Source organism: Synechococcus sp. CS-205 (assembly GCF_025128255.1).
GTDB lineage: Bacteria > Cyanobacteriota > Cyanobacteriia > PCC-6307 > Cyanobiaceae > Regnicoccus_A.
This window is the reverse complement of the sequence record NZ_JAHLZB010000049.1, coordinates 129,327-140,685: the sequence shown is the minus strand read 5'-3', so window position 1 is coordinate 140,685 and position 11,359 is coordinate 129,327. Positions and strand designations below refer to the sequence as shown.

The following is an 11,359-nucleotide window of genomic DNA, read 5'->3' as shown; positions in this document are numbered from 1 at the left end:
GGCCACGTTGGAGAGCCGGCTGGAGGAACTGGGAGTGCTGCGATCGTTCTCGCGGCCGCGCGTCAGCAACGACAACCCCTACTCGGAATCCCTGTTCCGCACGGTCAAGTACCGGCCCGACTACCCCAGTCGGCCGTTTGACAGCAAAGATGAGGCCTGCGAGTGGGTGGCGGCGTTTGTCGACTGGTACAACCACCGGCACCGCCACAGCGGCATCAAATTCGTCACGCCCCATCAGCGTCACAGTGGAGCCGCCAAGGCCATTTGCCAGCAGCGAGCCGAGGTCTACGAGAAGGCCCGCCAGACCAATCCAGCACGCTGGAGCAGAAGCACCCGCTGCTGGCGTCAACCCGAAGAAGTGTGGATCAACAAGCCATCAGAGGAACCAGATCCGATCCTCGCGCTACCATTAATCGAGGCCGCCTGAATGGCAGCCAAGGAGTGACACCTTCCCTGAAAGTCACCGGTAATATATGGTGATGTACGCGAAGAACTGAAGGTGGTTGAGCGTCTTAAACAGGAGTCTGAACTAGAAGATGCCGCCAGCCACTTAGCCATTGCAAAAGCAATGCTACTAGGCAGACTAGATAAGCTTGTGCCAAGAGCCTCGAGGAATCTGGCTAGTATTGATAGGGTCTTGAATAAGAGCTCGGGAACTACGGGCATAAATGGCTTTGGCTATGTTTCGCAATACCTAGATATTCTGAGGGGCTTATCGATTGCATCTATGCTTCAAATACCACTAGAAGACTATGGCTTCCTTGAAAGCAGCTTGCCGCACGTCTCAAAGACAATGAACGGACAGTGGCATGCTACCTATACACGAATGCCATCTTTTACAGATGAAGATATTCAAAGAATGCTTTCAGTGGTTGTTGAGTTAAGCACCAGAATGACCCGTCACTTCAATTCGTAAGCGCATGCAAGCAAGCCTAACATCCAGATCCAAAAGACGGGAGCCTAGGCTGGCGTCTATGCCAAGATTCTTACCCGCTTCTGATCTGGGCGTTGACAGCACGAACACCTCCATGGCCGAATTCACTGACAACCTGGCCGTCCTGATTGATCATCGACACAATGGATCTTCTGCACTGATGCCGTCCATACCGGCAGAGTGGCGATTGCGCCCGGACAAATTGCGCCCGGACAATGGGTGAAGCACTCAGAGCAGGTTCGCCGCCAGCTCCGCCAGGGGGGAACGTTCGCCCTTGAGCAGGGTCACATGGCCCGCCAGCCGCTGGCCCTTGAAACGCTCCACCAGCCAGGTGAGGCCGTTGCTGTCCGCATCCACGTAGGGATTGTCGATCTGGTAGGGATCACCGGTGAACACGATCTTGGTGCCTTCCCCCACCCGTGTCACGATCGTCTTCACCTCATGGGGCGTGAGGTTCTGCGCCTCATCCACCACCATGTACTGGCGCGGGATCGAGCGGCCGCGGATGTAGGTGATCGCCTCCACCTCCAACAGGCCCATCCCCTTGAGATCCGACCAGTTGTTGCGCGGACCCCGGCTGGAACGCAGGCTGCCCATCGGGGCGTCCTCGCCACCGAGCAGGTAGTCGAGGTTGTCGATGATCGGCTGCATCCACGGGCCCATTTTCTCCTGGAGATCACCGGGCAGGAAGCCGATGTCCTTGCCCAGGGGAATCACCGGCCGGGTCACCAGCAGACGGTCGTAGAGGTGATCATCGGCCACCTGATGCAGCCCGGCGGCCAGGGCCAGGAGGGTCTTGCCGGTGCCGGCCTTGCCCACCAGAGTGACCAGGCTGACGGCGGGATCCAGCAGCAGGTCGAGGGCGAAGGTCTGCTCCCGGTTGCGGGGGCTCACCCGCCCCAGCTTGTTCCGCGTCACCTTCTGCAGGGGCCGCAGACCCGTGGCGGTCCCATCCGCCCGCGCCAGCAGGGTATGCTGGGGTTGCAGTGCATCCACCAGGGTCACCCCTTCGTTGGGCAGCAGCGGTGGCTGGGGAGGCAACCGAGGCGGCAGCTGGTCCAGGGCCAGGGATCCCTGGTGGTGCAACTGGTCGATCTGCTCTGCCGTCACCACCCACGAGCTGAAGCCCGGGTACAGGTCGGCGATCGCCACCTTGTCGGTGCTGTAGTCCTGGGCGATCAGGCCCACCGCATCAGCCTTGATGCGCAGGTTCGTGTCCTTGGTGACGAGCACCACGGGGGGATGGTTGCCCATCACGTCCTGGAGGCGCTGCTCCAGCGCCACCGCCAGGATGTTGTTGTCACCGTTGCCGGATTTCAGCTCCGGCGGCAGCTGGGCGAGGGTTTCGCTGCGGCAGAACACCACCTTCAGCAGGCCGTGGTGCTCCGCGTTGATCTCCACCCCCTCGGAGAGGTTGCCCTTGGCGCGCAGCTCATCCAGCAGGCGGGAGGTCTGGCGGGCATTGCGGCCCCTCTCGGAGGAATCCCGCTTGAAGCGGTCGATCTCCTCGACCACCTCAATCGGGATCACCACCGTGTTGTCTTCGAAGCGGGTGATCGCCAGTGGATCGTGCAGGAGCACGTTCGTGTCGAGAACGAAGGTCTTCTTCACCACCCGCGCCACAATGGCCAGGCATCGAACCTAGGCCGCAGCGGTGTCCACCCCACCAGCACCGCAAACCGGGCACGGCTTACGCTCCCGCTGACTTCGGCGCCCCTGCCCCTTGCCGTCCCTGCCCCCAACGCTCTGCGCGCTGCTTCTGCTGGCGCTGCTGTTCGGCCTCACCCTGCTTTGGCTGGAGTTGCGCCACCGCCTGCGGCCGGCCTCGCCCCTGCGGCTGAGTTCGGGCCCCTGGAGCACCCGCTGGACCGATGAGGGCTCGGTGACGTTTGAGGGCAGCTTGCGCATCGACAATCCCCATCACCGCATGGAGGTGATGGTTCCCGAGCTGGAGCTGCGCGCCACCGTGCTCGGCCGGGAAGACCTCTCCCACCTGCGCGTGGCCAGCAGCGTCGTCGCCGATCACCCCGACGAGTCGAGTCGGGCCGATGGCTACTGGGCGGCCTACATCGTGAAGGGCCACAAGAGCACCCAGGTCAGAGCCACGGTGCGCATCAGCCTGGCGGGTGGAGCCAACGCACCGAGCCCGGAGGAGCGCCACACCCTCCTGCAGGAATTGCTCGACACCCTCTGGCTGGAGGTGGTCTGGGTGAATTACGGACCCTTCGGGCGCCTGGAGCGGCGCCAGGGCTTCCTGGTGCCGGTGCGCCATCCCCAACCGCGCGATCCGGCCACAGCGGCCTGGCGTGAGGGGGACGGCTGCCAGGTGTTGCCGGTGCCCACCCATCTGCTGGGGGTTCTCGATGATCCCGCCGATGTGCTGCGCCGCTACGCCGGACCCGTGCTGCGCTCCGGCGACATCCTCACCATCGGCGAGACCCCCCTGGCGGTGATCCAGGGCCGCTACCAGCACCCCGCCATGGTGGAGCCCTCCTGCCTGGCCCGGCTGCTCTGCCGCGTCTTCCATCCCACCAGCAGCCTGGCCACGGCCTGCGGCCTGCAGAGCCTGATCGATACGGTCGGCCCGGCGAGGGTTCTCTGCGCCTGGCTGGCCGGCAGCCTGATGAAAGTGGTGGGCAGCAAGGGGGGCTTCTACCGGCTTGCCGGTGACCAGGCCCGCCTGATCGACGACATCACCGGCACCACCCCTCCCTATGACCAGACGATCGTGCTGGGTCCCGACAAGCCCGAACGCTGCTGTCAGGAGCTGGCTCTGGCCCTCGGCGTGCCCGTGGCCGTCGTCGACGTCAACGATCTGGGGCGGGTCAAGGTGCTGGCCTCCAGTGCCGGCTGCGACGAGGACCTGCTGCGGCGTGCCCTGCGTCCCAACCCGGCGGGGAACGCCAACGAACGCACACCTCTGGTGCTGGTGCGACCCGCCTGAGGCCTGAGGAGACCTGTCTCGTCCCGATACAGTTGATCATCAGCGGTCGTTCCGTGCGTCACCCCACGCCAACCCGATCCCCTGGTGGTGATCCACTCGCCGCCGGCGAGGAGGTGCAGGTCGACCCCCTGCAGGGCTGGATGCTGCCGCACCTGCAGGATGCGGCCGTTCTCGATCTGCAGCCCCTGCTGCAGAAAGCCCTGCTGCTGCAGACCCCGGAGCGACTGCTCAGCAGCCTGGTGCGGCGTCCGCCCCTGGCCCCTGAAGTGCTGGTGGCCCACCAGGGCGGCGATCGCCTGCTCGGCCTGGGGGTGGTGCGGCGGCTCAACCGCAGCGGCAGCTGCTGGGGGGTGGAGGAGCTGCGGCTCTGCCGCCAGGCCCTGAGCGAGCCGGGATCCCCAAGCCCGCGGCAGGTGGAGGGGGCCCTCCTGCGCGAGGCCCTCCGCCGTTGCCCGGGGGCCTCGAGCTGGATCACAAGGGTTCCCGCCGGCAACCAGGATCGCCTGGCCCTGCTGCGCGAGCAGGGGTTCCAGCCATTGCTCCTGGAAACGCTCTGGTATTGGGATCCAGATCCCATCGAATCCGGCACCGCCCCGCCGGCGAGCACCCTGCCAGGCGGTGAGCTGCAGCTGCGGCCCCTCAATCGCCGCAGCGCTCCCCTGCTCTGGCACCTGGAGCAGGCCACCTGCCCGGCCCGGTTGCGGCAGCTGCTGGATCGCCGCATCGAGGATGTGCTCGATCAGAGCGAGGGCCATGGTCTGCTCTGGGTGGATCCCAGCCGCCAGCAGGCCGTGGCGGCCGTGCGGCGGCTGCGGTGCCGCAGCCTGGGTCCGCCGGAGCTGGAGGTGACCCTGCACCCCGGCTGGGCCCATCTCTATGGCCCCAGCCTGGCCGGCCTGGTGCGGCAGCTGGCCGGCGGGATCTCCCCCCTGCGGCTGCGCAGCGACAGTGACGACCATGAGCGGGAACACTGGCTGAGCCAGCTGGGAGCCGTGGCGGAAGGGGAGGAGCTGCTGATGGCCCGCAGTGTCTGGAGGCGCCAGGGGTCGCGGCTGCTCAGCCGCCAGTCCTGGCGGCTTGACACGGTTCTCGATCCGTTCAAGCCGCGCCGCAGGCCCGTTCCCACCCCCCTGCAGCGCGGGGTGGGAGGCCACCATGCCCCCCAGTCTCTCGGCACCGAGCGGTGAGCCGCCAGGCGCCTCCGCCCCGCTCGGTGCTGGCCCTCGACGTGGGTCGTCGCAGGATCGGACTGGCGGGCTGCGATCCGCTCGGCCTCACGGTGACCCCCCTGCCCCCCCTGGGTCGGGGAGCATTTTCAGCGGATCTCCAAAGGCTGCGCCATCTGGTGGCGCAGCGGCGGGTCCAGGCCCTGGTGGTGGGTCTTCCCCTTGATGCCAACCAGCAGCCCACCCTTCAGGCCAAGCACTGCCGCCGCTACGGCGAGCGCCTGGCCCTGGCCCTTTCCTTGCCGTTGGCCTGGGTGAATGAACACGGCAGCAGCTGGGAGGCCGGCGAGCGTCACGGGCTCCACGGCGACCGCAGCGGCCAGCTCGACAGCGTGGCGGCGGCCCTGCTGCTGGAGCAGTGGCTGCACGAGGGACCAGAACCCCATCCGGTCAGGCCTGCGACACCGAATCTCGACCGGCCGGCAGGCGCTGAGACATTCTGATGGGACCTGCTGATTCCCCATGAGTGCCGAAGGACCGTCGATCACAGGATCCGGTGACGTACCCACGGTGCTCGTTCGTGATGGCCAGAACCGCCAGCTGCTCTGCTTCCTCGAGCAGCTGATCCCACTCGATGGTCACGACTATGCCCTGCTCACGCCGGTGGACACCCCGGTGTGCCTGGTTCGCATGGCCGAGGGTGACGACGAGGAAGACGAGGTGATCGAGGAGGTCAATGCCGCTGAGTCGATCCTCACCGTGGCCGATGTGGTGCTTCAGGAGCACGACCTGACCCTGGTGCGCTCGGCCGTGACCCTGACCGTGAGCGGAGAGCTGGAGGAACCCGATCCCGATGACCTGGAGGACGACCTCCAGGGGGAGGGCGACGGCGACGAAGAGACCGATCTCTACGAAATGTTGATCCAGTTCCGCGCCGAAGACCGCGAATACGGGCTCTACATCCCCCTCGATCCGTTCTTCGTGGTGGCCCGGATGCAGAACAATGAAGCGGAGCTGGTGGAAGGGGAGGAATTCGAGCGGGTGCAGCCGCGCATCGAAGCCGAGCTCGAAGACCGGGAGATCGTTGGGTGAAGCTGCAGCATCTGCTCCGTCCTGACTGGGTCCTGACCACGACCCTGGCCCAGATGCCGTTGCAGGACCTGCTCGATCGAGGCATCCGGGCCCTGGTGCTGGATGTGGACCGCACCCTGCTGCCCCGCCGCCAGTCGGAGATGCCCCAGGTGATGGAATCCTGGCTGCGGCAGGCCAAGGACAACCTCCGACTGCATCTGTTCAGCAACAATCCCTCCCGGCGGCGGATCGGGGCGGTGGCCCAGCGGCTGGATCTGCCCTACACCACCTCCGCCGGCAAACCCCGCCGCAGTGCCCTGCGGCGGGTGCTGGCCGACCTTGCCCTCCCCCCCGAGCAGGTGGCCCTGGCCGGCGATCGCCTGTTCACGGACGTGCTGGTGGGAAACCGCCTCGGCCTGTTCACCGTCCTGGTGAAACCGCTGGGTCCCGAAGGGCAGCCCTGCCCGGAGGATCGCCTGCAACGCCTTGAAGTGAGCCTGGCGCGGATGGTGGGCACCGAATGGAGCCGATGACCGCCCCGATGACCGCTACGACCTCCTCGAAACGCCGCGTGGTCAAGGTGGGCACCAGCCTCCTGCGCGGCTCCCAGGGCCGCGACACCGAGGCCGTGATCGCCGGCCTGGCCGCCAGCCTCAGCCGGCGACGTCAGCTGGGAGAGTCCATGGCGCTGGTCACCAGCGGTGCCGTGGGCCTGGGCTGCCATGCCCTCGGATTCGTGGAGCGTCCCGAGGACGTGGTGGCCCTCCAGGCCGCTGCCGCCGTGGGCCAGGGCCGGCTGATGCGGCTCTATGAAACCGCCTTCGCCCGGCATGGCAGCGCCGTGGCTCAGGTGCTGCTCACCCGGGGCGACCTCGCCTCCCGCCGGCGCTACCAGAACGCCTGCCGCACCCTGGAGCAACTCCTGAGCTGGGGCGTGGTGCCGGTGGTCAACGAGAACGACACCCTGGCCACCGACGAACTTCGCTTCGGCGACAACGACACGCTCTCGGCCCTGGTGGCCGTGGCGATCGGCGCCGATGAACTGCTGCTGCTCACTGATGTGGACAGCCTCTATTCCGGCGATCCCCGCAGTGACACCAGTGCCCGACCGATCGAGGAAGTTCGGGATCTGCAGGAGCTGGAGCGCCTCAGCGGCGTGGCCCAGGGCGGCGGCCGCTGGGGCACCGGCGGCATGACCACCAAGCTGGCTGCAGCCCGCATCGCCACCTCCAGCGGCATCGCCGTGCGCCTGGCCGATGGCCGTGATCCTGCCGTGCTCGAAGCTCTGCTGGCCGGCGAACGCCTCGGCACCCTCTTCCGCCCCAGCCCCTGCCCCCTGCCCGACCGCAAGGGCTGGCTCGCCCATGCCCTGCTGCCCAAGGGGGACCTGCTGATCGACCCCGGTGCCGAGAGGGCCCTGCTCGAGCGGGGGGCCTCGCTGCTGGCGGTGGGCATCCGGGCGGTGAACGGTGCGTTCGAACGCCGCGATGCGGTGCGCCTGCTCTCCCTGGAGGGGCGCGAGATCGGCCGTGGCCTCTGCGCCCTCAGCAGCGCCGAGGTGGCCCAGGTGCTGGGGCTGAGCAGCCGGGCGGCCCAGAGCACCCTGGACCACGGCGCCGGCAGTGCGGTGGTGCACCGCGACCACCTGGTGCTCACCGCCCCGTCGACGGCTCCGGGCTGAGGGCCCGCCCTACGATCCGGCCACCGGCCGCGATCCTGGAATGCGCTTCAGCACCTTGCTCACGCACCTGAGCGAGCTGAAGGAGGCCAGCGCCAGGGATCTGGCCGCGGATCCCGAGCTGAGCACCGCCGCGGCGGTCGACCAGGCCGCGGCGGGGGAGCTGGCCTTCCTGGAGCCAGGCCACAGCCTGGCGGCAGCCCTCGAGGGCTGCGGCGCCGCAGCCCTGTTGCTGCCTCCCGATCCCGACCTGCAGCAGCTCGCCAGTGCCAGGGGCATCGCCTGGGTGGCCCTGAAGAACCCGCGACTGGCATTCGCCGAGGCGCTCGAGGCCCTTCATCCCCCCCGCCGCCTGCCACCGGGCATCCATCCCAGTGCCGTGATCGCACCAGGGGTCAGCCTGGGTCGCGAGCTGCACATCGGCGCCCATGTCGTGGTGGGCGAGGGCAGCGTGATCGGCGATGGCTGCACCATCCATGCCGGTGCCGTGCTCTACGACGACGTGCAGCTGGCGGAAGGCTGTGAAATCCATGCCAATGCGGTGCTCCACCCCGGCAGCCGTCTGGCCCGCGCCTGCGTGGTCCACTCCAACGCCGTGGTGGGCTCGGAAGGGTTCGGCTTCGTGCCCACCGCCAGCGGCTGGCGCAAGATGCCCCAGACCGGCCTTGTGGTGCTGGAGGAGGGGGTGGAAGTGGGCTGCGGCACCACCATCGATCGCCCCTCGGTGGGGGAAACGCGCATCGGTGCCGGCACCAAGATCGACAACCTGGTTCAGATCGGCCATGGGGTCGTCACCGGCCGCGGCTGTGCCCTGGCTTCCCAGGTGGGCATCGCCGGCGGCGCCATCCTCGGCGATGGGGTGATCCTGGCCGGCCAGGTGGGGGTGGCCAACCGGGCCAGGATCGGCGATCGCGCCATCGCCTCCTCGAAGTCGGGGATTCACGGCGAGGTGGCCGCCGGCGAAGTGGTGAGTGGCTATCCGGCCATCCCCAACCGGTTGTGGCTGCGCTGCTCAGCGGCCTTCAACAAGCTGCCGGAGATGGCGAAGACGCTGCGCCAGCTGCAGAAGTAGCCTCGCGCCCAGCACCTCCCCCACGATGACCAGCTACCGGATCACCCTGCTCCCCGGCGACGGCATCGGACCGGAGATCACTGCGGTCGCCAGGCGACTGCTCGAGGCGGTGGGCGAGCGCCATGGCTTCAGTCTCGCCTTCGATGAGCAGCCGATCGGTGGCGCCGCCATCGACCTCACGGGCGTCCCCCTGCCGGAGACCACCCTGGCGGCCTGTCGGGCTGCCGACGCCGTGCTGCTGGCGGCGATCGGCAGCCCCCGGTTCGATCCCCTGCCCCGGGAACAGCGGCCGGAAACCGGTCTGCTCGGCCTTCGCGCGGGCCTGGGCCTGTTCGCCAACCTGCGCCCGGTGAAGATCATTCCGGCCCTGATCGAGGCCAGCAGCCTGCGGCCGGAGGTGATCAGGGGGGTGGATCTGCTGGTGGTGCGCGAACTCACCGGCGGCATCTACTTCGGCAGCCCCAAAGGCCGGGTGGAGGCCGAAGGCCGTACCCGGGCCTTCAACACCATGGTTTACGCCGACGACGAAATCGACCGCATCGCCCGGGTGGCCTTCCAGCTGGCGATCGAACGCGGCGGCAGACTCTGCAGCGTCGACAAGGCCAACGTGCTGGATGTCAGCCAGCTCTGGCGCGACCGGGTGGAGCTGATGGCGGCTGAATTCCCTCAGGTGGAGCTCAGCCATCTCTACGTCGACAACGCGGCGATGCAGCTGGTGCGGGCGCCCCGCCAGTTCGATGTGCTGCTCACGGGCAACCTCTTCGGCGACATCCTCAGCGACGAGGCGGCGATGCTGACCGGCTCGATCGGCATGCTGCCCTCCGCCTCGCTGGGTGACGAGGGGCCTGGGCTGTTCGAGCCGGTGCACGGCTCTGCCCCCGACATCGCCGGGGCGGACCTGGCCAACCCGATGGCGATGGTGCTCTCCGCTGCGATGCTGTTGCGGGTGGGTCTGAAGCAGGAGGCTGCCGCCAGCGACCTGGAAGCTGCCGTCGACCGGGTGCTCAGCGCCGGCTATCGCACGGGCGATCTGATGGCCGAGGGCTGCACCCTGCTGGGCTGCTCGGCCATGGGGGAGCAACTGCTGGCGGAGCTCTGAGCAGCGGCGGACCGGCGACCTGCCAAACTCGTTTTCGCTTCTTTCTCCCCCTGCGCCGATGTCCAAGCGTCACCCGGTTGTAGCTGTCACCGGTTCCTCGGGCGCGGGGACCAGCACCGTCAAGCGGGCCTTCGAGCACATCTTCCAGCGGGAGGGGATCATCCCGGCGGTTGTCGAAGGCGACAGCTTCCACCGCTTCGAGCGCGGCCCGATGAAAGAGCAGATGGCCCAGGCCCAGGCGGCGGGGATCAACTTCTCCCACTTCGGCCCGGAGGCCAACCTGTTCGACAAGCTGGCCGAGCAGTTTCAGGCCTACGGCGAAACTGGTGGCGGTCAGAAGCGCTACTACCTCCATTCCGTCGAGGAGGCCGCTGAGCACAACGCCCGGCTCGGCACCAAGCTGGAGCCTGGTCAGTTCACCCCCTGGGAACCGATTCCCTCAGAGACCGACCTGCTGTTCTACGAAGGCCTGCACGGGGGCGTGGTGGGTGAGGGGTACGACGTCGCCTCCCTGGTGGACCTGCTGATCGGGGTGGTGCCGATCGCCAATCTGGAGTGGATCCAGAAGATCAGTCGGGACAATGCCGAGCGTGGTTACTCAGCCGAGACGATCGTGGACACGATCCTGCGCCGCATGCCCGATTACATCAACCACATCTGCCCCCAGTTCAGCCGCACTGACATCAACTTCCAGCGGGTGCCCACCGTGGACACCTCCAACCCCTTCATCTGCCGCAACATCCCAACCCCGGACGAGAGCTTCGTGATCATCCACTTCCGCAAGGGAGCTCGCGAGAAGTGGGGGATCGACTTCTCCTACCTGCTGCGGATGATCAACAACTCCTTCATGTCGAGCCCCACCAGCATCGTGGTGAACGGCGGCAAGATGGGCTTCGCGATGGAGCTGATTCTCACCCCGATCATTCACCGCCTGATCGAGGAGAAGAACAGACTCGCCTGAGCGATTAGGCTGCAGGGGCCGATCGGAATGGCTGAGGCCGATTACCTTCGCCACACCACCATCCTTCGACCCCGGTTCCTCGGCCGCTTCACCCGGCCAGGGACTGCGTCCAATGCCGTCCTTCAAGATCCGAGGGGCCTCGAATCCGGCCAATCCGCCGGTGCGCTGGGATCAGATCAACAGCGGCCAGGTGCTCAAGCAGGCGCGCCGGATTTACTTCAACTATGTGGAGCAGTGTCCGGCGGGCGTCGAGCCGATCGGGATCGTGCTCGAAAGCCGTGGGGGCCTCGGCCGGGTGGTGTTCGAACCCCCGGTGCTGCTTCCGGAGGAACAGTTCGTGCCCATGGAGCTGCTGCGGGGGCGCAATGCGGGCCGAACCCGCTCGATCCGTGGTCCCCAGCGCGGTTGAACCAATACCGTCCGCGCCGCTGCCA

13 protein-coding genes are annotated in these 11,359 nt (G+C 67.3%); 12 read left to right on the top strand and 1 reads right to left on the bottom strand.

Translation table 11 applies throughout. The features are described 5' to 3' along the window. Positions 1-427 (top strand): integrase core domain-containing protein (locus KQ297_RS12300; protein ID WP_259739663.1); only part of this gene is annotated, 427 nt, incomplete at its 5' end. Between the two features lie 72 nt (positions 428-499). Next, complete coding sequence (locus KQ297_RS12295) at positions 500-916, top strand: hypothetical protein (protein WP_259739662.1); 417 nt, start codon at positions 500-502, stop codon at positions 914-916. A gap of 246 nt (positions 917-1,162) precedes the next feature. Here the strand turns inward: KQ297_RS12295 and KQ297_RS12290 are convergent, their stop codons facing one another. Next, positions 1,163-2,545, bottom strand: coding sequence for a PhoH family protein (locus KQ297_RS12290; protein WP_259739678.1), 1,383 nt, complete (start codon positions 2,543-2,545; stop codon positions 1,163-1,165). A 112-nt stretch (positions 2,546-2,657) separates the two neighbouring features. Between KQ297_RS12290 and KQ297_RS12285 the strand changes: the two genes are divergently transcribed. From KQ297_RS12285 to KQ297_RS12240, 10 genes are all read left to right on the top strand, one after another. Then, complete coding sequence (locus tag KQ297_RS12285) at positions 2,658-3,878, top strand: F420-0:Gamma-glutamyl ligase (protein WP_259739661.1); 1,221 nt, start codon at positions 2,658-2,660, stop codon at positions 3,876-3,878. A gap of 53 nt (positions 3,879-3,931) precedes the next feature. After that, positions 3,932-5,065: a hypothetical protein gene (locus KQ297_RS12280; RefSeq protein WP_259739660.1), complete on the top strand. Its 1,134-nt coding sequence runs from the start codon at positions 3,932-3,934 to the stop codon at positions 5,063-5,065. Then, on the top strand, positions 5,062-5,547 hold the full coding sequence (ruvX, locus tag KQ297_RS12275) for a Holliday junction resolvase RuvX (protein ID WP_259739659.1): 486 nt from the start codon (positions 5,062-5,064) through the stop codon (positions 5,545-5,547). The genes KQ297_RS12280 and ruvX overlap by 4 nt, the downstream gene beginning before the upstream one ends. Positions 5,548-5,566: 19 nt before the next feature. After that, entirely contained in the window at positions 5,567-6,136 is a 570-nt protein-coding gene (locus tag KQ297_RS12270) for a DUF3727 domain-containing protein (protein WP_259739658.1), read from the top strand. Continuing rightward, the gene (locus KQ297_RS12265; RefSeq protein ID WP_259739657.1) at positions 6,133-6,648 is read left to right on the top strand and encodes a YqeG family HAD IIIA-type phosphatase; all 516 of its coding nucleotides are present in this window, start codon (positions 6,133-6,135) and stop codon (positions 6,646-6,648) included. Before KQ297_RS12270 ends, KQ297_RS12265 begins: the two co-directional genes overlap by 4 nt. A gap of 8 nt (positions 6,649-6,656) precedes the next feature. Continuing rightward, a complete protein-coding gene (gene proB / locus KQ297_RS12260) occupies positions 6,657-7,796 on the top strand; it encodes a glutamate 5-kinase (RefSeq protein WP_259739656.1) in 1,140 nt (379 codons plus the stop codon). A gap of 40 nt (positions 7,797-7,836) precedes the next feature. Next, the gene (lpxD, locus tag KQ297_RS12255) at positions 7,837-8,865 is read left to right on the top strand and encodes a UDP-3-O-(3-hydroxymyristoyl)glucosamine N-acyltransferase (protein WP_259739655.1); all 1,029 of its coding nucleotides are present in this window, start codon (positions 7,837-7,839) and stop codon (positions 8,863-8,865) included. A 25-nt stretch (positions 8,866-8,890) separates the two neighbouring features. After that, on the top strand, positions 8,891-9,964 hold the full coding sequence (gene leuB / locus KQ297_RS12250; RefSeq protein ID WP_259739654.1) for a 3-isopropylmalate dehydrogenase: 1,074 nt from the start codon (positions 8,891-8,893) through the stop codon (positions 9,962-9,964). Positions 9,965-10,022: 58 nt separating this feature from the next. After that, positions 10,023-10,925, top strand: a complete 903-nt coding sequence (locus tag KQ297_RS12245) for a phosphoribulokinase (RefSeq protein WP_259739653.1) — start codon at positions 10,023-10,025, stop codon at positions 10,923-10,925. Between the two features lie 112 nt (positions 10,926-11,037). Further along, positions 11,038-11,334 (top strand): hypothetical protein, encoded by a 297-nt coding sequence (locus KQ297_RS12240; protein ID WP_259739652.1) that lies wholly within the window; start codon positions 11,038-11,040, stop codon positions 11,332-11,334. Positions 11,335-11,359: the final 25 nt, after the last annotated feature.

Excerpts from the sequence above, each read along its gene's own strand:
- KQ297_RS12270 (WP_259739658.1), top strand. The coding sequence starts at position 5,567 with ATGAGTGCCGAAGGACCGTCGATCACAGGATCCGGTGACGTACCCACG.
- leuB (WP_259739654.1), top strand. The coding sequence starts at position 8,891 with ATGACCAGCTACCGGATCACCCTGCTCCCCGGCGACGGCATCGGACCG.
- KQ297_RS12245 (WP_259739653.1), top strand. The coding sequence starts at position 10,023 with ATGTCCAAGCGTCACCCGGTTGTAGCTGTCACCGGTTCCTCGGGCGCG.
- lpxD (WP_259739655.1), top strand. The coding sequence starts at position 7,837 with ATGCGCTTCAGCACCTTGCTCACGCACCTGAGCGAGCTGAAGGAGGCC.
- KQ297_RS12240 (WP_259739652.1), top strand. The coding sequence starts at position 11,038 with ATGCCGTCCTTCAAGATCCGAGGGGCCTCGAATCCGGCCAATCCGCCG.
- proB (WP_259739656.1), top strand. The coding sequence starts at position 6,657 with ATGACCGCTACGACCTCCTCGAAACGCCGCGTGGTCAAGGTGGGCACC.